General features: G+C 29.9%; 15 protein-coding genes. 13 read left to right on the top strand and 2 right to left on the bottom strand.

The features are described from left to right. Positions 1-110 precede the first annotated feature (110 nt). From fliB to ACQZHJ_RS09665, 5 genes are all read left to right on the top strand, one after another. Positions 111-1,253, top strand: coding sequence for a flagellin lysine-N-methylase (fliB, locus tag ACQZHJ_RS09685; protein ID WP_430485348.1), 1,143 nt, complete (start codon positions 111-113; stop codon positions 1,251-1,253). Positions 1,254-1,534: 281 nt separating this feature from the next. After that, on the top strand, positions 1,535-5,602 hold the full coding sequence (locus ACQZHJ_RS09680) for a glycoside hydrolase family 2 TIM barrel-domain containing protein (RefSeq protein ID WP_430485347.1): 4,068 nt from the start codon (positions 1,535-1,537) through the stop codon (positions 5,600-5,602). A gap of 292 nt (positions 5,603-5,894) precedes the next feature. Next, positions 5,895-9,071, top strand: a complete 3,177-nt coding sequence (locus ACQZHJ_RS09675) for an alpha-L-fucosidase (protein WP_430485346.1) — start codon at positions 5,895-5,897, stop codon at positions 9,069-9,071. 183 nt (positions 9,072-9,254) lie between these two features. Then, the gene (locus tag ACQZHJ_RS09670) at positions 9,255-9,965 is read left to right on the top strand and encodes a DUF434 domain-containing protein (protein WP_430485345.1); all 711 of its coding nucleotides are present in this window, start codon (positions 9,255-9,257) and stop codon (positions 9,963-9,965) included. Between the two features lie 104 nt (positions 9,966-10,069). Continuing rightward, positions 10,070-11,206, top strand: a complete 1,137-nt coding sequence (locus ACQZHJ_RS09665) for a deaminase domain-containing protein (protein WP_430485344.1) — start codon at positions 10,070-10,072, stop codon at positions 11,204-11,206. A gap of 158 nt (positions 11,207-11,364) precedes the next feature. Here the strand turns inward: ACQZHJ_RS09665 and ACQZHJ_RS09660 are convergent, their stop codons facing one another. Beyond that, positions 11,365-13,215 carry a glycoside hydrolase domain-containing protein gene (locus tag ACQZHJ_RS09660; protein ID WP_430485343.1) on the bottom strand — a complete coding sequence of 617 codons (1,851 nt, stop codon included), beginning with the start codon at positions 13,213-13,215 and terminating at the stop codon, positions 11,365-11,367. 414 nt (positions 13,216-13,629) lie between these two features. Between ACQZHJ_RS09660 and ACQZHJ_RS09655 the strand changes: the two genes are divergently transcribed. The 4 genes from ACQZHJ_RS09655 (at position 13,630) to ACQZHJ_RS09640 (ending at position 20,337) form a co-directional block, all read left to right on the top strand. Continuing rightward, positions 13,630-18,390 carry a discoidin domain-containing protein gene (locus ACQZHJ_RS09655; protein ID WP_430485342.1) on the top strand — a complete coding sequence of 1,587 codons (4,761 nt, stop codon included), beginning with the start codon at positions 13,630-13,632 and terminating at the stop codon, positions 18,388-18,390. A 179-nt stretch (positions 18,391-18,569) separates the two neighbouring features. Further along, positions 18,570-19,544, top strand: coding sequence for a Gfo/Idh/MocA family protein (locus ACQZHJ_RS09650; protein WP_430485341.1), 975 nt, complete (start codon positions 18,570-18,572; stop codon positions 19,542-19,544). A 63-nt stretch (positions 19,545-19,607) separates the two neighbouring features. Continuing rightward, positions 19,608-20,078 carry a L,D-transpeptidase gene (locus tag ACQZHJ_RS09645; RefSeq protein WP_430486887.1) on the top strand — a complete coding sequence of 157 codons (471 nt, stop codon included), beginning with the start codon at positions 19,608-19,610 and terminating at the stop codon, positions 20,076-20,078. A 49-nt stretch (positions 20,079-20,127) separates the two neighbouring features. Then, positions 20,128-20,337 (top strand): heavy-metal-associated domain-containing protein, encoded by a 210-nt coding sequence (locus ACQZHJ_RS09640; protein WP_430485340.1) that lies wholly within the window; start codon positions 20,128-20,130, stop codon positions 20,335-20,337. Positions 20,338-20,370: 33 nt separating this feature from the next. Here ACQZHJ_RS09640 and ACQZHJ_RS09635 read toward each other — a convergent pair whose 3' ends face one another. Then, positions 20,371-20,580, bottom strand: a complete 210-nt coding sequence (locus ACQZHJ_RS09635; RefSeq protein WP_430486886.1) for a cold-shock protein — start codon at positions 20,578-20,580, stop codon at positions 20,371-20,373. Positions 20,581-20,792: 212 nt separating this feature from the next. On the opposite strand from ACQZHJ_RS09635, the gene ACQZHJ_RS09630 reads away from it, so the two are divergent. The 4 genes from ACQZHJ_RS09630 to ACQZHJ_RS09615 all read left to right on the top strand — a co-directional run bounded on the left by ACQZHJ_RS09630 (position 20,793) and on the right by ACQZHJ_RS09615 (position 24,914). Continuing rightward, positions 20,793-21,452, top strand: a complete 660-nt coding sequence (locus tag ACQZHJ_RS09630) for an HAD family hydrolase (protein ID WP_430485339.1) — start codon at positions 20,793-20,795, stop codon at positions 21,450-21,452. Between the two features lie 172 nt (positions 21,453-21,624). After that, positions 21,625-22,467 (top strand): MurR/RpiR family transcriptional regulator, encoded by an 843-nt coding sequence (locus ACQZHJ_RS09625; RefSeq protein ID WP_430485338.1) that lies wholly within the window; start codon positions 21,625-21,627, stop codon positions 22,465-22,467. Positions 22,468-22,490: 23 nt separating this feature from the next. Then, positions 22,491-23,918 (top strand): PTS transporter subunit EIIC, encoded by a 1,428-nt coding sequence (locus tag ACQZHJ_RS09620; protein ID WP_430485337.1) that lies wholly within the window; start codon positions 22,491-22,493, stop codon positions 23,916-23,918. Between the two features lie 228 nt (positions 23,919-24,146). After that, positions 24,147-24,914: an ElyC/SanA/YdcF family protein gene (locus tag ACQZHJ_RS09615; protein ID WP_430485336.1), complete on the top strand. Its 768-nt coding sequence runs from the start codon at positions 24,147-24,149 to the stop codon at positions 24,912-24,914. The last annotated feature ends 507 nt before the right edge of the window (positions 24,915-25,421 follow it).

The raw sequence follows: 25,421 nt of genomic DNA, 5'->3' as shown, positions 1-25,421 counted from the left end.
TTTTATATATAGATACTTGATTTAAATAAATACTTTGAATATTTGTAGTTTTATGGTTAGAATTAGAATAAACATCAAAACTATAAGAATACAAATAGATTGGAGATACTATGAAGGAAAAATATATTTTAAAGCTTTCAAATTATGATAAATTCAAATGTACAGCAGATAAGTGCAAGTTCACATGCTGTGAAGGTTGGGATATAAGCATAGATAATGACACTTATGAGAAGTGGGGAAAAGGAAGCGATGCTAAGAAACTTTTAGATTGTGTAAAGTTTAAACCAGCGGAGGAGAGAAAAGAATATTTTATAAATAAAGAAACCTTTGATATTTGTCCTTTATTAGATAATAATGGGTTATGCAATATAGTAAAAAGTCAAGGGGAAGAATATTTATCTTTAACGTGTCATACATTCCCTAGGATAGAGAATGACTTTGGGTATAAGAAGGAATTATCATTATCATGTGCATGTCCGGAGGTCATTAATATAATAAATGATACTGATAAAATAGAATTTGTTCATTGTGATGAAGAAGCTTCAAATGATGATTTGTTAGAACTTAAAATTAGAAAGAGTCTAATAAATTTAATAACTAAAAAAGAATTACCATTAGATGAAAAATTGATAATAGCATTTGAAATGCTTTTATCAATTTTAGAAGAAAGTAATTTTGAAAGAAAAGAACTTATATTTGGTGAGTTAGAAAAGTATAGAAGTGAAGATTATATAGAGGAAGTTATAAATACTTATAGACAATTAGAGTTGAATTTAGGAGAATCATTAGAAGAGATAAATTATTTATTTTTAGATATAACAGAAAATTATAAGGAAGTTAATAATTTAAGAAAGCTTTTAGAGAGTGTGTCTGAGTATGCAGAAAATGAGGGCATAGAAATTTTAGAAGAAAATTGGCATGAGTATAAGAAAAAATTCCAAGCATATGATGAATTACTTGAAAAATGTATTATATCAAAAATAATAAGTAACTGTGTAAATGAAGATATTGAAGAGGTTATAGTTGCATTCCAAATGATTATATTAGAATATTTATTAGTTAGATATTCAGTATTTTTAAAATATCTTATAGAAGACAATGATAAATTGGATGTTGAGGATATAAAAGACTATATATTAGCATTCTCAAGAATAATAGGAAATAATAGTGATGCTGTTAGAGAATTTATAAGAGATGGTTTTGAAGGTGAAATTTTAGAAATAGGCTATTTATGCTTTGTGACTTTAGTTTAAAATGAATGCTAGGTTATTAGGAATTTAAAATAAAATTTTTGATTGATTTTAGAATTTTAAGAAGTAAATTGAATTATTCGATTTACTTCTTTTTATTTTTTACTTATGTAAAATTTATTCTTAATAAAAAGTTTTTAATAATTTACTATAACTCAATAAGGTGCTATTATATTACATATAAGTAAAAAATAGTAAAAGCTTTGAGGGTGATTGTAGATTCTTTAACTTTAAATTTAGAGAATTTTACAATAGATTATTTTAAAATTATAGGGGGGATTTCGATGAAACAAATTCATCAAAAAGGTTCTGCTTTAGGTGTAGCAATAGCTATGGCTTTAACTTTATCACCTACAGTAGTAAGAGCTGAAAGTAAGCAGGCAACAGAGTCTGAAACTGTGCATGTTGGATTTATTAAAGATGGAGAGCGTTCAACAATATTTAATGAAAATTGGCGTTTTATTAAGGGTAATCCATCGGGAGCTGAAGGGGTAAATTTTGATGACTCTTCTTGGAGAGGGTTAAATTTACCACATGACTGGAGTATCGAGGGAGATTTCACTGTTGAGGGAGAGGCAGAAAGTGGATTCTTATTAGGTGGTACAGGATGGTATAGAAAGAGCTTTGTAGTTCCAGAAAAATTTGATGGGCAAGATTTTACACTAAACTTCGATGGCGTTTATATGAATGCAGAAGTATATGTAAATGGGAAAAAGTTAGGTGAGCATAACTATGGTTATACTGCTTTTGCTTTTGATATTACTGATGCTTTAATTTGTGATGGTGAGACTGAAAATATCATAGCTGTTAAGGTTACAAATAATATACCAACAAGTAGATGGTATTCAGGTAGTGGTATTTATCGGGATGTTACATTAAGTGTTACAGATCCAATTCACGTAGGACATTTAGGCACAAGTGTTACTACACCTAATATTGAAACACAAAATGGTGGAGATGTAGATGTAGTTGTTGAGACAGTTGTTGAAAACGAATCCAAAGAAGAGGCTAATGTTTCAGTTAAGACTACTATTATAGATGAAAATGGAGAAGAAGTTAGTGAACCAGTAGTAGAGGCTAAAGTAGTTGGAGTTGAAGAAAGTATAGAGTTTAATCAAACTGCTATAGTAAATCAACCAGAACTATGGTCAGTGGATAACCCAAGCATGTATGAGGTTAAGAGTGAAGTTATAGTAAATGGAGAAGTAGTAGATACTTATTATACAGATTTTGGATTTAGATATTATAACTTTGATAAAGATACTGGTTTCTCTTTAAATGGAGAAAATATGAAATTAAAAGGTGTGTGTATGCACCATGATCAAGGGGCTTTAGGAGCTGCTTCATATTATAGAGCTGTAGAACGTCAGATGGAGATTATGAAGGAAATGGGTGTTAATGCAATCCGTGTATCTCATAACCCAGCAAGTGATATGTTATTAGAAATTTGTGATAAATTAGGGTTGATGGTTATCAATGAGGCATTTGATACATGGACAAACCCTAAAAATGGTAATGTAAATGACTTCTCTAAATATTTTAATGAAGCAATAGGAGAAGAAAATGAAATAATAAATGGAAATCCAGAAATGTCTTGGGGAGAGTTTGAAGCTAGATCTATGGTTAAAAACTCCAAAAATAGTCCATCAGTAATTATGTGGTCTATAGGAAATGAGGTTTTAGAAGGTATTAGTGGAAGTGCATCAAATTATGCAACTGTATCTCAGAATATAATTGATTGGATTTCCGATGAGGATCCAACCAAGCCTGTTACTATAGGTGACAATAGAAGTAAAGGTGGACAACAATTAGCTATTGATATTAACAATGTAATTACTGAGAATAATGGGATAGTAGGTTTAAACTATTCAAATGATGCACAGTTTGAGAGTTTAAGACAAAGATATCCAGACTGGACATTATATGCATCAGAAACTAGCAGTGCAGTTCATACTAGAGGTTATTATGGAACTAAGGGAATAAATTACTCAAATCATAGAATTTCTGAGTATGATAACAATCAAACAAGAGTAGGATGGGGACACTCAGCTAGTGATGCTTGGAGATTTGTTATAGAAAATGATTATAATGCAGGAGAATTTGTATGGACAGGATTTGACTATATAGGTGAGCCAACTCCTTGGAATGGAACTGGTACAGGTTCTGTTGGTGGGGGAAACGGGCCTTCTCCAAAATCAAGTTACTTTGGTATAGTTGATACTGCAGGATTCCCTAAAGATATCTATTATTTATATCAAAGCCAATGGAATGATGATGTAAATACACTTCATGTACTTCCATCGTGGGATAGAGAAGATATATACATGGAGAATGGAATGGTTGAAGTAAATGTATTTACTGATGCTCATAAAGTAGAACTATATTTAAATGATGAAAAGATTGGAGAGCAAACTTCAACTGAGCATGTAACAGAAGCTGGATATAAGTATTATACTTTTGGGGAAAAATCATTCTATCCAGTATTTAATGTTCCGTATGAAGAAGGTGTTTTAACTGCTAAGGCATACGATAAAGAAGGAAATGAAATTACTAATACTGAAGGTAGAAGTTCAGTAACAACATCTGGAACTCCTACTACTGTAGAATTAAGTGCTGATAATACTACTATTGATTCAGATGGTTATGATTTATCTTATATAACTATAGATATAGTTGATGAGAATGGAAATATAGTACCAGGTGCAGATAATAGATTAAACTTTGAACTTGAAGGTAATGGTAAAATTGTAGGATTAGATAATGGTGATCAAACTGATATAGAATCTTATAAGCCTACAACTGATACTACTGGAAGTAAGAGAGCTTTAAGTGGAAAAGCTTTAGTTATAGTACAATCTACTAAGGATGCAGGTACTATGACATTAAATGTTTCTGGTGATGGATTAGAAACTCAATCTATAGAGATTAATACTGTAAATAATTCAAGTGAAGATAGATTCTTAGAATCTTATGATATAGTTAAAGAATATTATGTTGGATTAGGAGAAAGGCCTGAATTACCATCTACAGTAGAAGGTAGATATAGTGATGGTACAACTGAGACTTTTAATATCTCATGGAATGATTATAGTGAGGGGGAATTAAATACACCTCAAATATTTAAAGTTACTGGTAAATTAGAAGGGACAGATGTGGCTGTAAATGTTAATGTTCATGTAGTTGGTGAGGTTGCCTCAATGGAAAACTATTCAACATTCACTTATGCTAATCAAGATCCAGTACTTCCTAAGACTGTAAAAGGATATTTGGTTGATGGTGCTGAAAGTGAGGAATTTAAGGTTGATTGGAATTTAGAAGGTTTAGATTTCACTACACCTAATACGACTGTAGAGGTACCAGGTAAAGTTTCATTACTAGGAAATGTTTATGAAGTTAAGGCTTATGTAAGAGTTGTAGAAGAGTTAAAGGCGGCAGCTAATCTAGCAATAAATAATTCTGAAAACAAAGATGTACCAACTCTATCACAAAGTTGTACTACTACATCAGATAATTTAAATGCTATTAACAATGGAGTTACTAATAATAGTTCAAATACAGCTGAGCGTTGGACAAACTGGAATGAGCGTAATTTAACTTTTGCTGGAGAGCCAATGGGAGCTCATGTTCAATTAGATTGGGATAGCAAGCATAGCATTGACAGATTAGACTTATGGCTATTTACTGACAATATATATGGAAGAATTCCAAAAAAAGTTGAAATAAGCTATAGAAATGAAGCTGGAGAATATGTAAAAGTTTCTCATTCTAATACAACTGAAGTTCCGTATTTCTCAGGTGAAACAACTTATTTCTTAAATGAAGTAATAAACACTGATAGCATACGTATCTATATGCAACAACCAGAAGTAGGTAAGTGTATTGGATTAACAGAGGTTGCTGTTTATGAGTATGTTCCAAAAGTAAATGCAAATACTACTGATACTTTATCAGGAATTAAGTTAGATGGAGCAGAATTAGAAGGATTTGATTCTAGTACTATGGAGTATACAGTTAATGTTGAAGCTTTACCAGAAACAGTAGAAGCTATAGCAGAAGAGAATGCTGCAGTTACTGTGTTACCAATCCATAATAATAAATCAACAATAGTAGTACGTTCTGAATCAGGTAGTAAGAATGTATATACTGTAACTTATGTTTTAGAGGATCAAACTAACTCACTAGATGTAAATGAGGATGGAGTAGTAAATGTTGGAGATTTATCAATAGTGTCTAAGTATCAGGGAGAAATAATAGAAGACAATAAATTAAGCGAAAAGTCTGATGTTAATAAAGATGGTATGGTTGATACTAAGGATATACAATTAGTCATGGATAGTATTTTAGGCGAGTAATATTACAATTAATTTTAATGAGAATACCATGAGGTTTATTTAAACTTCATGGTATTTTTTTATTATTAAATTTAAGTTTGAAAGTTTAATAATATTTCGATATGAAACTATTAGTTATAATAAAGAGAAAATTAAAGAAAAACACGTTAAGTATATTTTTTTTTGAAAAAAATTTAAATGTTTAAAATAAAATATTGATAAAACAATTTGAAATATTGAAATTATTTACATAAAATGGTAATTTTAAGATGAGAATTATAAAATTTTAATAATATTGAGAGGAATTATTGTTATGAAGAGGGATTTATGCAAAGGCGCTATAGCAGCCACATTAGCATCAGCTATAATAGCCGGGAATGTATCATTATCAGTTTTAGCTGAACCAGTAAATTCAATGAGTATTGAAAAAAGAAACGATATTTTTCAAGCTCACATTTGGGAAGAAAAGAATGGAGATGGTATAGTTATAACAGATAATGCATCAGATTTTACTTCTATTGGAGGAGAGATAAAAGCTGGAGATAGTATAACTTATAGTGATGTAGATTTTGGACAAGGAACATTAACTACAATGCTTATGACAATATCAGCTTTGAATGTAGACAATGGAAAAGAAATAGAAGTTAGATTAGACTCCCCACAAGGAGAATTATTAGGAATAATAGGAGTAAATGCTTCAAATGATTTAAGAGTGTTTAAAGATCATTACTTAAGTATTCCTGAAGTTAGTGGAGTACATGATATAGCACTTGTATTTAAAGCGGATATGAATGTTGAAATAGATATCTTTAATTTTTCAGAGTATGATGGCACTGAAACAGAAGAAGAATTTGATGAAAGAATGCAGTGGTGGAGAGATGCCAAATATGGCCAATTCATACACTGGGGACCATATGCATATGCAGGTGGAGAATATAAGGGACGATGGGTTCAATATTCAGAATGGATTATGAATTATTTAAGAATTTCTAAAGAGGATTATGCTAATGATATAGCAAAACCTTTTAATCCAACACAGTTCAATGCAGAGGAAGTTGTTAGATTGGCTAAAGAGGCTGGTCAAAAATATATGATATTTACATCTAGACATCATGATGGGTTCTCAATGTATGATACTGAAATAAGAGAGTTTAAAGATTATGAATTATTAGGTTATGGGAACTATGCAGGAACAGATCCTTTAGAAGAATTAGCAAAAGAATGTAAAAAACAAGGTGTTAAATTTGGAGCATATTACACTATATATGATTGGCATGATAAATCACAAGAGAACCTAGGAGAATATATAGATCCAGAGCAAAAAGAAGAATATAAAACTCGTATTAAAGGTCAATTAAGAGAGCTTATTGAAAAATATGATGTGGAAGTTTTATGGTTTGACGGAGAATGGATTAATTGGTGGACAAAAGAAGATGGACAAGAATTATATAGATATTTAAGAACTCTAAAACCATCGTTAGTTATAAATAACAGAGTAGGGAAAAGACATCCAGACGATGGTGATTATGGAACTCCAGAGCAAGAAATACCTCCAACTGGTTTAGATTATGAGTGGGAAACTTGCATGACACTTAACAGATCATGGGGATATCATAAGACTGATGAAAATTGGAAATCACCAAAAGTAGTAATAGATAATTTAGTTGATGTTACATCTAAAGGTGGAAATTATTTATTAAATGTAGGTCCAGATGAAGAAGGAAGAGTTCCAAATGGAAGTGCTGAAATATTAAGAGAAGTTGGAGCTTGGATGGATCAATATGGTGAAAGTATTTATGGAACAAGAATATCATGTTTTACTAAACTACCAAACGGAGTAAAAGCTACAACTAAAGAGGGGAAGATATATTTACATTTTAGTGAGTGGAATAGTGGAGATGTAATAAAAATCCCTGGAATAGTAAATGAAATAAAAGGAATGAAATTATTAGGAACGGACATTAATGTTGATTATACAGAGATAAAAGATGGAATATTAATTGAAACACCACAATATGAAGGAAATCAATATGATACAGTAATAGAGATTGATGTTGTGGGTACACCAGAAGCAGTTCCGTCAGATGAAAATGTGAACTTAGCAAATAGAGCTATTGATGTAAAGGCTTCAAATCATTATCAAAACAATGTAACTTATAGTGGGAAAAAAGCTGTTGATGGTGACTTAAACACTAGATGGGCAACTGATGATAATACTAATCAAGCTACTTTAGAGTTAACTTTTGAAGAAGAAATAACTATAAATAAAGCATCATTCAAAACATTCTTGGCACCAAATAAAAATAGCATAGATTCTTACAATATTGAGTATTGGGATGGACAAAAATGGGTTGTTGGCTATACAGGAGAAGCATTGACTGAAGAAACTATGGAAGTTCAGTTTAATCCAATAACAAGCAATAAAATTAGATTGAATATAACAGATGCTATGAATCCAAGTATTTATGAATTCCAAATATTCAATGAGGTGGTAACAGAAGTAACTGTAGATTCACCAAGTGAAAGCAAGATACTAAGTTCAGATGGATTTACTATGGAAGGTACTGCTGTTGGAGGAGAGTCTGTTGAGATTTTAGTTAAGAGTGCAAATTCAACTCCTGTAGAATTTGAAACTAAAGTTTTAGAAGATGGTACTTGGAGTACTGATATATCCAATATTGGTGGTGGAAATAAAGATGTTAGAGTTTCTCTTAAAGATAAGGATGGAAGCATTGTAGATGTTACAAATACTAAGTTAAAAGTAAGAGACAAAGGGAAAAACTTAGTTAAGGGAAAAGAAATAACAGTTTCTTCAGAATATAATCAAGAGCTAGGCTATGATAAGAGTAAGTTAGTTGATGAAGACTTATCAACTAGATGGGCTCCTGCAAATGGAGATAGAATACCAACTTTAACAGTTAACTTTGGAGAAAGAACAACTTTTGATACTGTTATACTAAGTGAGATGATAGATGAATGGGTTACTCCAAATGATTATAGATGTAAAAAATTTAAATTAGAATATAAAGATGGAGACACTTGGAAAACAATCGTTGAAGGTGATGGAATTGGTGATGAAAAGATTATTGAGTTTGAACCAGTAACTGGAGAAGAATTAAGATTTATTGTTACAGAAAATTCAGCAGCCAATAATTATGCACCAGCAAACTTTAAGGAACTTGAGGTATATAGTACTAAAGATACAGAAGTTTCAGAAGATGTTAACAAGGTTGAAAATTTAAGTGTTAGTGAAAAAAGTAAAAAGTCAGTTACACTTACATGGGATAAGCCAGTTGGTGGAGTTGAGGTAGCAGAATATATTATCTATAAAGATGGTAAGAAAATAGGAACTGTTCCTGCGAGTGGAGAGTTAAGCTATATAGCTAATGGATTAAAGAGACATACAATTTACAACTTCAAAGTTGCAGCTAAAGGTGTAAATGGAAAAATTGGACCTAAAGCATCTGTAACTTTAAGAACAGATAGATAATAAAAAGTTTTGAGAAATATCGGGTATTAGGAGAAATTCCAATATCCGATTTTTTTATAGTATAATATGTATTGTTGATTAAAAATAGTATGGTTTAGTTTTGGTAAAAAGCTAGGATGACATATAAAATTTTTATTTTACAAATAATAAAGAAATACTACAAAGGAATAGAGAGGATAAGCTATGGCTAAAGTTAGTAAAAGAGGATTTGATGAAAATGATAAAAGATGGTTTTCAAATGAAGAATTGATAAAGTTAAAAAAAGCTAAAGATGAAATTGAGTGGTTAATTACTAGAGATTATAAAATGGATCATGTAATAAAATTTGTTGGAGATAGATATCAGTTTTCTCTAAGACAAAGAGATGCATTAAAAAGAGGGGCTTGTTCTGAAAAAAGTAAGGTGTTGAGAGAAAATAAAAAGTTATCATTGGAATCTTTAAAAGAAGGGTCAATAAACATAGATGGATTCAATTTAATAGTAGCATTAGAAGTAGCATTATCAGAAGGTACTTTAATAATAGGAAGTGATGGGTGTATTAGAGATTTAGCAGGTCTTAGAGGAACATATAAATTAATTGATAAAACGTATAAGGCTTTAGGAATTATGGGAGAATTCTTTAAAAAATATGAGTGTAAAAAAATAAATTTTTACTTGGATTCGCCTGTTTCAAATTCAGGGAATTTAAAGTGTGAAATTTTAGAACATGCTAAAGAGTGGAATATAGATGTAGAAGTTAATTTAGTAAATAATGCAGATGTTATTTTAGAAAGATTAGATAGGGTAGTTAGTAGTGATGCTGTTATTATTGATAGAGCAGATAGTTACTTTAATTTAGCAAGAGAAATAGTAAATGAGTTTATAACAGAAGCTAGCTTGGTTGATTTAAACTAAAGATAGCTTAGTGTGTAAGATTTGCGTGGTTTGAAAAATATAATTCATAGTGTATAATTTTATAGGTTGAGTTAAAAGGAATAATCAAATGAAGAGGAGAACCTATGATTCATACAGGGAGAGTTAAGAAGAGTAAAAAAAAGGTTAAAATTAATAATATAAAAGAGTTTAAAGTCTTATTAGAGGAATCAGGTTATGCTATAAAATCAGTTAACAAAGAAGATTTCAAAGATAAAATTGAAAGCTTATTAAATTTAGATAGGGAAGTGGCTGAAAGATTACATATTTGTTTAAATGAAAATATTGAATATAGAGCAGTAGATTTAGCTGATTTTATAGATTATATTGAGAAGATGATTTGTTTTGAATTTAAACACAATATGCTAAGTGAGAAAATAATTGATATAGAAAAACTACGCATAGATAGAATAGAGTTTGAGAGAGAACCTCTAATACAAGAAGATGTACATGAGTTGCTTAATGATTTAAATAAAATAAAAATTAAAGTTGCTGAAGGCATGGAGAATTATGAAATAGAACGATTATTAGAGGTAGAGAGGGAAATAAATTCAGATTATTTATATGCTAAAGATATTGAGTTTTTAAAGAAGATGATAATAGCTAATAATTGTGGGATTAAAGAAACTTATAATGAAGAGGATCAAATAAAGACATTAATTATAGACAAAAAGAGGAAAATAGATTTTACATATATAAAGCATAAAAAAGGCAGCATAGAGTATCACGATTATTTAAAGAATAATATACCTAGAATGGACAGGCTAATAAGTAATATTGATAAATATATTGATAAGGATAAGAAAAACAACTTATTTATGATTAATCAAAGTAGTGCACTTCAAGACTCAATAAATATTGCTATTGCTAATTATGATGGAAAAGAATTTAAAGCAATCAGTGGTAGTAATGAAATAAAAAGTTATTGTAAATCTCCTAAAAAAGAAGAGGCATACTTTAAAAGTAGAAAAGTAAATAAGTTAGGCAAGTTAGGCATAGGATATGATAGAGCAAATGATAGTGAGAAAAAGATATTTGAAGAGATTCATCGTAATATAAAAGAGAAAAAATTAAATGATTATGGAGAGCTTATTTTATATAGTAAGTGGGAACCATGTCCAAGCTGTTATCTAGTAATAGATCAATTTTGTAAGAAACATCCTAATATAGATGTGAAGGTTAGATGGAGTGAAAGCTACGGAGAAAAGAGAAAGTATGGTTAGATAAATTACAGCTTTAATAATTAGAGGTGAAAAACTTCTAACAACATAATAAAAGGAGGAATTTAACCTCCTTTTATTTATTATTTACATGTTTTAATTTTATGTTGATTTAAAACAATGCCTTATTATTTAATCTAAAATTACTTATCTAACAGTTCTTAAAGTAATAGGTTCTTTAGGTGACAATTATTTATATAAATTCTAGAAAAGTTTTCAATACCATCTTGCATTCTAGTGACTTCAGAAATTGTTAAGTCTTTATCAGCTTGAGAAGCGGCAACCGCAGAACCATATTCAATTCCTTTATTAGGTCTCTTAAGTGACTTAATTAAAGTGTCTATTTCATCTTTAAGTTCAGGGGCGTTTTCCATAAGGTATTTAGCTTTATTTATATCTCTTATTCCTTCCTTTAATCTTTCGAATCTAGGAGTAGAATAGAATGTGTGTGTAGTACTATCTTTTTCAGCTGGGTAGATATACCATGGATCACCAGGTTCCCAATACTTGTATGAAACATTTTTAAGTGGATTTTCAACCCATCCATCCCATGACCAACGCATAAATCCATCAGTATTTTGAGATAATGAATACCACATTGTCCAAGCGCTTTCAGCTGTATCACTTATTGTAAAGCTATTTGGATAATCTCCAGTGCAGGTATATATAGTTGTTAAAAGACCTAGCTCTTTTCTATGGGCAGCCATGTGTCTCATATCATCTGAATTATGATTTATATGAGACAAACCAATAGAGATATCATCAATTCTATCTAAGAATGAATAGTCATTTCCGCTTTGGTAATTCATAGCTGATGAAATTTTAAAGTGATCGCCATTTTGATTTGTAATACTTTCTATTAAATTTACACTTGCTTTCAAATCATTCATACTTCTTTCATCCATTGATATATAAGTTATACCAAACAAATCTTTTTCTTCAAGGTGAGACATGAATGAAGTTAAGAATTGTGTCCATGTATCTATCCAAAGTTCACTTCCAGGTGTTGGGTTAATAGACGTATTAGAATTTAAATTTTCATCAAAATATTGAATTCTGTTATTCCAAGGAACTATACTATAACATTTAATTTGTCCTAACCCATTTTCAGGATCTAAAATACCTAAATCAATATTGAATTGTATCCATTTATCAAAGTGAGAATAGTCAAATTCAAAGTTACCATCTAAATTTTTTATCCATTTTATCATTGAAGGATCACTATCATATGATTGATGATTCCAGGCTTCTTCAACAATAGTAGCTATAACACCTCTTCCTCCCATATCTCTATACTCTTCAAGATTTTCTCTGAGATATTTGAAGTGCTCTTCAGTAAATAAATCTTCATTAGCTACATCATAATATCTAGCAGTAGTATATGGGTGCTGCCATAACTCTATTTGAGTATTAGTTTCTTGTGGTAATGGTTGTAATAAATTTAATATTTCAAAAGAATAATTAAATATATAAGGCTCTTCTAATTGATCTGCATCTACACTAATAGTACCAGTATATATACCAGGTTCAGCATCACGAGGAATAACTATATTAATCCATGCTGCATTAATTTTAAATGCTTCAGAGTTTAGAGAACTACCTTTATGAATTATATCTGGAAATGGTTCAACTGGAGCTGAAGGATTTCCACGACCAATATTAGCTAGAGTTTCTTTTAACCAAGAAATTTCTATATTATCTGAAGATATCATATCTCCATTTTCTTTTAAAAAGTCACTTGATGTTATTGTGATATTATTAATTGGATCATTTTTTGACCAAACTACAACTTTTGAATTCAGTTCATCTCCAATCCAAGCAACATCATGCCAAGTGTTATTAGTTAAATTCTTTATATCATCATAATTTTTCTGTAAATAATGAAAATCAGTAGAACCAACAGAAGCGCCTAAAGGAGCTCCAGCTTTTGTAACTGTTAAAGGAATGCTAGTTTTTAAGTTGGTTCTTACAACATTTGCAGTGCGATTAGTTTGTCCTTCTTTAAGTGCCATGATTTCTCCTAAAATTAATCCTTATAATTCCCCTTAAATTTTTATTGAGAAATAAGTAACTCCTTTCTTAATTGCTATAGTAATATTATAATTTACACAAAAGTTAAAATAAAGAAAAAATGAAAAAGATATCAATAAAATTATTTGAGTAAAATAATTTTATAAAAAAGTAAAGAAAATATATATAAATAGTATCTTGGTAAAAAAAGTAGATTAATAAGTCAATTTATTTTATATAAATTTATTTTATATAAATTTTTTTTACTTATTGAACAAGGATTTATATGATGATATAATGACAACATGATTTCAAATAAATGTAAATAATGTATAATTTATGAATTGAAAAGATTAAGAGTCTCAATTAAATCAATAATGTTGGTTTAATATATTTATTTAATAGGGGGAAAAGGGATGCAAATTAACAAATTTTCAAAAAAATCATTATCCGTAACTTTGGGTCTTAGTGTTGCTTTAACAAATGCAGTACCATTAGCTGTATTAGCTGATAATAAGGCTGAAGAGGATGTATTAGCTATTAAGACACAAGATAAAATTGTTGTTGGAAACGAATACATCGAAAGAGAGTTTTTTATAAATAATGGAAAGGTTTCAACTGTAGGAATAGAGAATAGTAGAGCAAATACAACTTTGATTCCACAAAGTGGTTCAGAGGATTTTATTATAAATACTATTCAGCCAAGTATAGATATTCCAACTCCAGAGCCAATATTACCTACTAAAGTTATAGATAGAACAAACTGGACAGCAAGTTTAACAGTAGCAAATGGAACTTCATATCCAGCTGCATCAGTTTCTAGTTTGTTTGATGGAGATAAAGATACTTATATAAATGATTATCAAATTAATGGGTATCCAACAACATTAGAGATAGACTTAGGAGAAGTTAAAGAAGTTTCATCATTTTCATATTTAAAGAGACCAGGATATAGTCAGCCAGCTTATGGAAAAAATGGAACTATGGGAGCATATAAGCTTTATGTAAGTGAAGATGGAGAGACATGGAGTGAAGCTGGACAGGGTGAATTTAAAGCAGAAGACTTTAATCTTCATGAAGAAGGTGGTCTACACAATGTAGGAGATGTAGTTTATGGAAATTTCGATAGGACTTATGAAGCTAGGTATATAAGAATAGACCAATTATCAGATTCATTAGGAGGAACTCAAGAATTTTCAGGAGCGGAAATAAACTTATTTTCAGATGAATATATTAAGCCAGAGAAACCAGTAGGGCCAGAAACAGCTATTAAATCAAGTGACTTAACAGTAGATGTTTCAACTACTAAGATTGAAGATATAGAGAATGGTAAGAAGGTTGTTATTTCATATGAGCCATATGAATTCAACGGAACAGAATACACAATTGATATGGTTACTGTTTTAGAAAATGATGATCATTATATGAGATCATTCTTAGAAATTACAACTAATAACAAAGAAGCTCAAATAGATTATATCGATATGGATAACTTTGTTTTAGCAGAAGATATAAAAGATACAATATGGTCACATCCAGATTTAAAAGATGTATCATCACAATGGATTGGTAAGAATGAATTGATGCTTGGACAACCTATATATGCTAATGGTATGTTCTTTGGTTCAGAATTCCCAGCTGCTGATACAGATGTTGTAGAAGATGAGATGCAAATAAGATATTACAGTGGTAAGACTTTTGAAGAGTTAGAAAGAGATAATCAATTAACTGTAGATGGAAAATTTGTATCGTGGCAAAATGTTGTTGGAGCTGCTGAAGGAACAGATACAGATGTTGTACAAACTGATTTCTTCGAGTATATTTCAGAAATAGCTACACCAACTGAGTTTAGAAAGCAATATAATTCATGGTATGATAATATGCTTGCTATAACAGATGAGAGTATAGAAAAATCATTCTATGGTTCAGAAAAAGGACTGACTGGAAATGGCATTGAGCCAGTTGACTCATATGTTGTTGATGATGGATGGCATAACTATAGAGATGAAGAATTCAATCCTAATATATCAGTTGCTGATGCTGGAAATAGCATGAATAGAACAGGTTTCTGGGAGTTTAATGATAAGTTCCCTAATGAGTTATATACATCAACAGAATTAACAAGTAAGTTCCAATCAAAATTTGGATTATGGCTTGGACCACAAGGTGGATATAACTATTTTGGTGGATTTGGTAAGTATTTAGAGAAAATGGGTACTGGATATCTTCAAGAAGATTATTGGAATAACGTTTGTGTTGGCTCAGATAAATACATCAAGAACTTAACAAGCCTATTTTTAGATTATCAAAAGAGGTTTGATATAGATTACTGGAAATTAGATGGATTTGCTGTTAGACCATGTACAAGTGAAGATCATGATCATATGACTGGTGGACATAATAATATGTACTATACAACAGATTTATGGGAAAAATGGACTGATGCTTGGGAGACGATGAGAGCGAGTAGAGCTGAAGAAGGAAAAGATTTATTTATAAATGCAACTTGCTATGTAAACTTAAGTCCATGGTTATTACAATGGGTTAATACTGTATGGGTTCAGGATTCAGGTGATACAGGACATGCAGGTGATGGATCAAGATATCAACAAAAAATAACTTATAGAGACAATGTGTACTACAATCTTTACAAGTCAAATCAAGTACAATTCCCATTAAAGAATATATATAACCATGATCCTATATATGGGGTATCTGATGGAAGTAATGCAACCACAGAAGATTTTAGAGATTTCTTATTTGCAAACACTGTTAGAGGTACTGCATTCTGGGAACTATATTATTCACCATCAATAATGGATGAGGAGAAGTGGCAAGTAAATGCTGATGCTTTAGATTTTGCTGAGAGTAACTTCCACATCTTAGAGAAAGCCAAGTTATTTGGTAACAGAGCTACTGAAGGTGTTTATGGATATTCAGCTTGGAATGGAAATGAAGGAGTAGTTTCATTTAGAAACCCAACTGGAGAAGTTCAAGAATATACTTTAGAATTAACTGATGTTGTTGGTGTTCCAAAAACAGTTTCTAACTTAAAAGGAAATCAAGTATTACCATATGTTGTTGGTGAAGTCGGAGAAGTTTCTTATGGAGATAGCATAACAGTTACTTTAGAGCCGTTTGAGACTAGAATACTTCAATATGGAAAAGTAGATACTGAGGCTGCGGAAATAGTATCAGCTAAGGTTACTGGAGAAGATGAAATCACTATTAAGTATAACGAGAGAGTTGAAAATGATGAAGGAGTTTATTCTGTTGAAGGAAATATAATAACAGGTACTGAATTAAAAGCTGATTACAGAACGGTAGTTATAACTACTGAAAATAAATTATATGGAGATGTTACTTTAAATATTAACGGAGAGAGAGATGCTTTAGGAAATTCACTAAGTACAGACTTAACAATTCCAGTTTATAAGGGGGAGATTATAGCAGCAGTTGAAAATGGAAATGAATTAATAGGTGGAAGTGATATTAATAAGAAATATAATGGTAATACAGATACTTATTTCTTAGAAATGAATAAGGCATATGAAATAGATACAAACAATAATTTTGTAGGAACAACTGACTTTGCAGTTACTATGGCTATAGATACTACAGCTACTAATGTAAACTTATTAAGTCAGGGAGAAGATATTCAATTATCAATAGATGAAGAGGGATATGTAAACTTCAAAGTTAAAGATTTAACTGTTAACTCTAAGACTGAAGTTACTACTGTTATAGAGAAAGCTCATGGAACATTTGGAACAGATGCATATGTTCCAACTACTGCTCAATCAACTTATGTTGGAAGAGTAAATGATGGTGAAGTTCATCACATAACTGCTGTTAGAGAAGTTAATGGAATGCTTAAGGTTTATATCGATGGAGAGTTAGCAAATTCTGTATATGATAAATCCTTAATGAATCAACCAGTAAGTGGAGGAACAATAACAGTTGCTGATGATAATTTCAATGGAATAATGGCAGACATTAAATTAAGAAATACTTCAGTTTATTATGATGAAGCTAAGGAATTAGCAAATGCATATGAAGGATCAAATTTAATAGAATATAGTAGAGAAAATTGGACTGCAAGCGCTTGTTCAGAAATGAATGCTTCATCAGGAGATGGTAATGCAAACTGTGCTATAGATGGAAATGAAAATTCATGGTGGCATACAAATTATGTTGGTGGAGATAATCATGAAGGAAATCACTGGTTAGCAGTTGATTTTGGAGAAGAGGTTGAGTTCGATGCTGTAAATCTTCTATCAAGAGGAAAAGGAAGCAATGGAACAATTAAAGGATATAAGTTAGAAGCTAATGTAAATGGTGAATGGACTGTTGTAAAAAAAGGAGAATTCACTGATGGTGTAAATGATAAGATAGAATTAGATGAGGCTATAACTGCTTCAGAATTAAAAATAACTATATTATCAACGTTTAATGGTCAAAACTTTGGTGCTATCAAAGAATTAACTGTAACTAAGAATGATAGACAAGCTACAGTTGATGAAATAAACGAAGTTAAGGCTTTAGTTGAAGACATCAATGAAGCTGGATATACTAAGGCTACAGCTGATAGATATAATGTTGTCGCTGAAAAAGTAAATTCATTAGATTTAGTAAATACTATTCCATTAAAAGCTTTAAGAGCAAGCTTAGAAGAAGCACATAATGGATTATTAGAAGCTGAAGAATTAAATATATTAATAGCTCAAGGGGGAGAATTAGTAGAAGCTGATTATACTGCTGAGAGTTGGGCTATATTTGCAGAAGCTTTAAAGAATGCTAAGAATGTAAATAATGATATAGCTTCTACTAGAGAAATAGTTGATAATGCTGAAGCTAGCTTAAAGTCTGCTATAGATTCTTTAGAGAATGTTGGTGGTGGAGAAATAATCGTTAACCCAGTTAGAAACTTTATAGCTTCAGAAGTAAATAAGAAGAATGTTGTTGTAACTTGGGAAGCACCAAAAACTACTGAAGGTTTAGAAGGGTATGTTCTTTATAAAGATGGTAAGAAAGTTGGAGAAGTAGATTCTTCAGAAACTACTTTCAACTTCAAAGGACTAAATAGACATACAATCTATAACTTCAAGGTAGCTGTTAAATACTCAAATGGAGAACTTTCAAGTAAAGAAAGCATAACTTTAAGAACTGCTAGATAATAAAAATAATAGATGATAATTTGAAACCCTATAAATTAATAATTTGAAACCCTAATATATTTATAAAAAGAGTCAATGTGTTTAGTGTATGTTGACTCTTTTCTTTGATTTAACTTGAGTTTTGGTTTAAAATATTTATAATAATTTATTATTTGAAATTATATAAGAGGGGTGAAGTTATGAAAAAAATTAAGTGGGGAATATTAGGCCCAGGAAGTATAGCAAGTGAATTTGCAAATGCATTAAATAGAGTAAATAATGAAGTCTATGCTGTGGCTTCAAGGAGCAAAGAAAGAGCAGAAAGGTTTGCTAAAGAGCATGGTGTCTATAAGGCTTATGGAAGTTATGATGATCTTTTAAATGATAAAAATGTAGACGTTGTATATATAGCTACACCACATAGTAATCATTATGAGTATATAATAAAAAGTTTAAAAAACAACAAACATGTTCTTTGTGAAAAAGCAATAACAGTTAGTAAAGCTGAACTAGATGAAGCTTTATCTATAGCTAAAGAAAAGAATTTAATATTAGAAGAGGCCATGACAATTTTCCATATGCCTTTATATGAAAAACTTATGGAGAAAATAAATGGTGGAGAATTAGGAAAAGTTAATATGATTCAAGTTTCTTTTGGAAGCTTTAAAGCATTTGATGTTAACAATAGGTTTTTCAGCATGGATTTAGCTGGTGGAGCATTACTTGATATAGGAACATATGCTTTAAGTTTTTCTAGATATTTTCTTTCAAGTATGCCTAATGAAATTTTGACAACTGTAAAGAAGGCTGAAACAGGCGTTGATGATCAATCAGGAATAATACTTAAAACTGAAAATGGACAAATGGCTGTTGTAACTTTAGCATTTAGATCAAAAATGCCTAAGAGAGGAATAGTTTCTTGTGATAAAGGTTTTATAACAGTAGATGATTTTCCAAGAGCTACTAAAGCCACAATAACTTATTTAGATGGGAAAATAGAAGAGATAAATATAGGTGAAGTTCAAAAAGCATTAGATTATGAAGTTGAATTTATGGAGAAAAGCATACTGAATTTAGAGAAAACAAAGGCTTCAGAGTTAACTTATGATGTTATAAGCATTATGGATAATGTTAGAGAACAATGGGGAATTGTTTATCCTTTTGAAAAAAAATAATTTGTACCAATATAAATGGTTTTAATATATTCTATATTATAAACAATAATAATGGTTAAAAATATGGAATTAGAGCTTTTAAAAAAATATAGAGCGTTAGATTTTGAAAAGTTTAGTACTGACATGGATTCTTTTGTTAATTCAAATAATATAGAAAGCAAAACAGATTATTTGTTAGTAACCAATCTGAAAAGCAAGTACACATATGTATTTAAAAAAATGAATGGAAAATGGGTTAGATTGTATAAATGGCTTTCTACCATTGGAAAACCAAGTACACCGACTATAAAAGGAATGTTTCAGATAAGTGGAAGAAAAAGTGGGTTTTATGGTGAGGACTATTCAGTAAAATATGCTACAAGAATAATGGGTGGATATTACTATCATTCTATTTTATATAGTAGAGATGGTAAGTGGATTAAAGATGGACAGTTAGGATATGCATTAAGCCATGGATGTATTAGATTAGATACTAAAAATGCAAAATGGATATATGATAATATACCAGATAATACTATGGTTTTAATAGCTTAAAGTTGTGCATACTATTTTAGAATAATTTTATTGGAAGGAGAAAAATAGTATGGATAAACTACATTATGTAGTAGATGGATTAGGAACTACTACAAATAAAACTCAAGTAAAAAATGCTCTAGAAAATCTAGAGGGAGTTCAAAAGGTTTGTGTTGATTTAGGAAGAGGATCTGTAGAAGTAATGTTTAATGAAAAAACAAGTGAAAATGAAATAAGAAGTTGTATAGAAAATGCAGGATTTTCAGTACAAAACTATTAATTCAAAAAAAGAGCTCTTTAAAGAGCTCTTTTTTTATAGCTTTTGAACATTTACAGCCATAGGGCCTTTTTCTCCTTCACTTACATCAAATGATACACTTTCACCTTCATGTAAATCTTTTTCAGGACCTTTTTCTTTAACTTGAGATATATGTACGAATATATCATCTCCTTCATCACAAGAGATAAATCCAAATCCTTTTTCATTATTAAACCATTTTACTATTCCAGTTCTGCTCATAATTGTTTTACTCTCCTTCTAATTAAAAAATTAAACAACCTTAGTATTACCTAAAATATGATTTTTAAACATGAAGTTAAATTAAAATAATTAGGGTTTTATGTGTTAAATAAGTTGAGTAAAATATAAATTCTTATAGTAATTATTTATATTTTGTTAAATAAGAAGAGAACGTGATATAATAAATAAAAAGTTTCTAAAATTTAGGAGGTTATATGGATTGTAAAGGGGTTATATTCGATTTTAATGGGACTTTATTTTGGGATTCAGAAAAGCATGAAAAGGCTTGGAAGGAATTTTCAAAAGAAATAAGAGGATATGAATTAAGCGAGAAAGAATTTAAAGAAAATGTACACGGAAGAACTAATGAACTAATACTTAAGCATATAATGGGAGATGAATGTGATTCTGAAAGGATAGAATATCTATCAAAAGAAAAGGAACGAGTTTATAGAGAACTTTGCAAAAGTGATGAGAAAACTTTTAAACTTGTTCCTGGAGCTACGGAGCTATTTGATTACTTAAAAAAAGAGGGGATTCCATTTACCATAGCTACAGCGTCAATAAAAGATAATGTTGATTTCTTTATTGAAAGTTTTGGATTAGATAAATGGTTTGATGAGGATAAGATAGCTTACGATGATGGAGAAACAAAGAGTAAACCAGATCCAGATATATATTTGAAAGCAGCATCTAAGATAGGGGTAGATATAAAAGAGTGCATAGTATTTGAAGATGCCATATCTGGTATAAAAGCTGCTAATAATGCAGGAGCTAAAGAGATTATAGTTATAGATGGAAAAGAAGAAAAAGCTTCTTTTAAAGATATAGAAGGGGTAAGTAAGATAATAAAAGACTTCAGAGATTTAATATAAAAGTAAACATAATTAATTTACTAAAACCACAGAAAGTACTGTGGTTTTTTATATATTAAGAAAAGGAATATTAAGTCTTAGGATTTCATAAGATTGAATAAAGTTCAATTAATAATGGCTTTGGTTGTAATTTTGTTTATAGATAATATATTAGTAAAGTAAGGGGATTTATATGAAACCTGTTTTAGTAAGATTAAAGGAATATGGACGAACTTGCAGTAATACAGAAAGACAAATTATAAGATATATTCTAGAAGAACCTGATAAAGCAGTTAATTTAAGTGTACAAGAATTAGCTAAAAATACATATGCTTCTGTTGGAACTGTTGTACGACTCTCTAAGAGGATAGGTTTTTCTGGAATAAAGGAACTTAAAATGGAGCTAATATCTGAGTTAGCACTACTTGAAAAGAATCAATTTATAAATGAAGATGAAATTACTAAGGAAGATACCTCTTCAGATATATTAAACAAGGTCATGAGAAAGCATACACTTTGTTTAGAGGAAACTAAGGCGCTTATGGATATTTATATTTTAGAAGAGTGTGTAAAACTTATGAAGGAATGTAGAAATATTATTTTACTTGGAATAGGAGCATCTTTTTTAGTAGCTAAGGATTTCGAGCAAAAGTTTATGAGACTAAATAAACTTTGTGTTATACATGAGGACTATCATTCTCAAATAGTACAATGTAGAAATGCTTCTAAAAATGATTTGGTAATAGTATTTTCTTATTCTGGAAAGACAAAAGAGGTGGTTAAAAATGTAAACATTTGCAGAGATTCTGGGGCGAAAATAATAGCTATAACAGGTTTTGGAGCATCTCCTATATCAGAACTTGCAGATTATAATTTATATGTTTCTGCCAATGAACCAACAAAGAGAAGTGGAGCTATAACATCTAGAATATCGCAACTTTTAATAGTAGATATTCTTTATAATCTTTATATAAAAAAAACTTATGAAAAGGCTGTTAAGGAAATTATAAACACTCAAATATTAAAGGAATTATAATCAATTTTTAAAGGAGAAGGTTTATGAATAATAATGAATTAGCCTTACGTATAGTTGAAGTTTTAGGTGGAAAAGCTAATATAATCAGTGTTGAAAATTGTATGACTAGACTTAGAATCGAAATTGAAGATTTAACTAAGGTTAACTATAATGAGCTTGAAAACACAAAGGGTGTTTTAGGTGTAGTTAAAGAGGATACAGGCTTACAGGTAGTTGTTGGACCAGGTAAATCAGGTAAACTGTGTAGTATATTGAAAGGTGATTTAGGAATAAAAGAAGTAAGTCAAGAAATTGGAGATTGGGAAACTAATAAAAAGAATATAAAGGGTAATCAAAAAGAAAATGGATTAAAGAAGGCACTAAAAACTATAGGAGAAATATTTATTCCACTTATACCAGCTATTATAGCAGCAGGTATTTTAAATGGATTTGCAGGACTTATATCAAACCTTCAAAGTACAGGAAGCTTACCAGCAGATAGTAATACATGGAATACTATAAGAATATTCATGTCCTTAATAGGTGGATCATTCTTAGGATATTTTGCTATATTCACTGGAATAAATTCAGCTAAGAAATTTGGAGCTACTCCTGCTTTAGGAGGAATGCTTGGAGCCATGTCTATAATGCCAGCTATTAACGATATTTCAAAGATATTTGGAATGTTTGACGAAACACAGGCTTTAAATTCAATACTTACAACTGGTAAAGGTGGAGTAATTGGAGTTATTATAGGAGTTTATTTATTAGCTAAGGTTGAAAAACAAGTTAGAAAGGTTATACCAGATGTTTTAGATTTAATATTAACTCCTTTGGTAACTTTAGTTATAACTGCAATAGTATTTGTATTTATTATAATGCCAGTTTCAGGATTTGCATCTGATTGTCTAGTGGATATTTTAGGATTACTAATAAATTCTAGTAATCCAATAGTAAGTATAATATCAGGCTATGTGTTAGCAGCATTATTCTTACCTATGGTATTATTAGGACTTCATCATGGATTAATCCCTATATATGCTATTCAACTTGAAGCTTTAGGTGGAGTAACATTATTCCCAGTATTGGCTATGGCAGGTGCTGGACAAGTAGGGGCAGCTATAGCAATATATTTAAAAGCTAAGAAGGTTAAAAATGAAAAGATGAAACAGGTAATAGCAGGTGCACTGCCAGCAGGTATTCTAGGAATTGGAGAACCATTAATATATGGAGTAACTCTTCCATTAGGAAAACCATTTGTTACAGCTGGTTTAGGAGCAGGATTTGGAGGAGCATATGTAATGTTTAGTAATGTAATGGCAAATGCTTGGGGACCATCAGGTATAGTAGCTGTTCCATTAATGCAACCAGATTCAATGCTTAACTTTGTAATAGGAATACTTATTTCATATGTATGTGGATTTATAATAACTCATTTATTTATAAAGGAAAAAGATGTTGCTAATGTATAGTATTTATATTTTGTGATTCTTATGGCTTAATTTACAATATTTAAACATAAAAATATTGAAATTAGGCCATTTTAAATTTATACAATAAATATTAAATTATAAGTGAATTTATCAAAATAAGTTCTATTATTAAGTCTTGATATATACCTTTTGTAATACAAATGTTTATTATTTAAGATTAATATTATGGTAATATTATATTAAATTATTTTTAGAGGGGGGGATTTTGTGAAAAAGGTAGGATTTAAGATAGTATTTATTTTAATAGGGTTAATTTGTATAGCATATTATGTTTTAGTTAATTCATTAACTGGAAGAACTACATTTAGTTCTTTTTATTTAATTATTGGAATTGCTTTGATTCTTTATTCACTATTTATTGATAAATTATTAAAGATTAAGTTTTTTAGTAGATTATATAAGCCATTTAAGATATTTGTTATAATTTGCATAAGTACATTTATATTAGTTGAAGGAGCTATTGTTTTATATCCTAAAAAATCTTTAGAACCATGCGATTACATAGTTGTTCTAGGGGCTGGTATAAGAGGGACAAGCTTAACGACAACATTAAAAGATAGACTCGACAAAACAATAGAATATGTCAATAAAACTGGCTATGATGGAGATATAATTGTTTCTGGTGGTAAAGGACCAGGTGAAGATATGACAGAAGCCGAAGCTATGAATAGATACCTTGTTGAAAATGGAATACATAAAAATAAAGTTATTCTTGAGGATAAAGCAACTAGTACTTATGAAAATTTAAACTTTTCAAAGAAAATAATAGAGGAGTTAAGTGGAAGAGGCATAGAAGATTTGGATATATTAGTTGTAACAACAGATTTTCATGCTATGAGAAGTAATATGTTAGCTAAGAAAAATGGATATAAAGATGTAAACTTATATACTAGTGATAGCCAATGGTATTTAGTGCCATCTACTTATGCAAGAGAATTTTTCGCTTTAGGAAAATCTATAGTGTTTGATAGGTAATCAAAATATAAAAAGCAGATTAGTTTTACTAATCTGCTTTTGGTTTAGCATGTAGATGTATGAATAAAAATGTAAAAGGAGAATTACAACACAAAGAAACAAATTTATAGGTTATATAGTTTAAGAATATTCATAGAAGGTTCTACATGCTTTTACAAAATAAGAAAAAGTGAGGTTAAAAATTACTAAATTATAATTTTTATTATTATATATTTATGAGAATGGATTACAAAATATTCCAAATGGGATGAAATAAAAATAAAATTTTTATTTACAAAATGTTTAAAACTGCTTAATATTATATATAGAAGATAATTAAAGTATTAAATTATAAGTTAGGAGGTGGTGTAAATGGAAGGAGATCCCCTTAGTAGAATTTTAGTAAATATTAAATTGAAAACAAGAGGAAAAGTACATTTATACCATTTGTACAGAAACTAACTATGTTTTTATATATTATAAAATTGAATAGAGATTAATGTAGTTATCCTCTTGAGACGGAAAAGA

Source organism: Clostridium sp. B9 (assembly GCF_050509515.1).
GTDB lineage: Bacteria > Bacillota > Clostridia > Clostridiales > Clostridiaceae > Sarcina.
The sequence above is the reverse complement of the archived record's forward strand: the minus strand, read 5'-3'. Positions and strand labels throughout refer to the sequence as shown.

Coding starts and splice junctions, on each gene's coding strand:
- ACQZHJ_RS09630 (WP_430485339.1), top strand. CDS start 20,793: ATGGATTGTAAAGGGGTTATATTCGATTTTAATGGGACTTTATTTTGG.
- ACQZHJ_RS09660 (WP_430485343.1), bottom strand. CDS start 13,215: ATGGCACTTAAAGAAGGACAAACTAATCGCACTGCAAATGTTGTAAGA.
- ACQZHJ_RS09645 (WP_430486887.1), top strand. CDS start 19,608: ATGGAATTAGAGCTTTTAAAAAAATATAGAGCGTTAGATTTTGAAAAG.
- ACQZHJ_RS09620 (WP_430485337.1), top strand. CDS start 22,491: ATGAATAATAATGAATTAGCCTTACGTATAGTTGAAGTTTTAGGTGGA.
- ACQZHJ_RS09675 (WP_430485346.1), top strand. CDS start 5,895: ATGAAGAGGGATTTATGCAAAGGCGCTATAGCAGCCACATTAGCATCA.
- ACQZHJ_RS09650 (WP_430485341.1), top strand. CDS start 18,570: ATGAAAAAAATTAAGTGGGGAATATTAGGCCCAGGAAGTATAGCAAGT.
- fliB (WP_430485348.1), top strand. CDS start 111: ATGAAGGAAAAATATATTTTAAAGCTTTCAAATTATGATAAATTCAAA.
- ACQZHJ_RS09670 (WP_430485345.1), top strand. CDS start 9,255: ATGGCTAAAGTTAGTAAAAGAGGATTTGATGAAAATGATAAAAGATGG.
- ACQZHJ_RS09625 (WP_430485338.1), top strand. CDS start 21,625: ATGAAACCTGTTTTAGTAAGATTAAAGGAATATGGACGAACTTGCAGT.
- ACQZHJ_RS09640 (WP_430485340.1), top strand. CDS start 20,128: ATGGATAAACTACATTATGTAGTAGATGGATTAGGAACTACTACAAAT.
- ACQZHJ_RS09680 (WP_430485347.1), top strand. CDS start 1,535: ATGAAACAAATTCATCAAAAAGGTTCTGCTTTAGGTGTAGCAATAGCT.
- ACQZHJ_RS09655 (WP_430485342.1), top strand. CDS start 13,630: ATGCAAATTAACAAATTTTCAAAAAAATCATTATCCGTAACTTTGGGT.
- ACQZHJ_RS09665 (WP_430485344.1), top strand. CDS start 10,070: ATGATTCATACAGGGAGAGTTAAGAAGAGTAAAAAAAAGGTTAAAATT.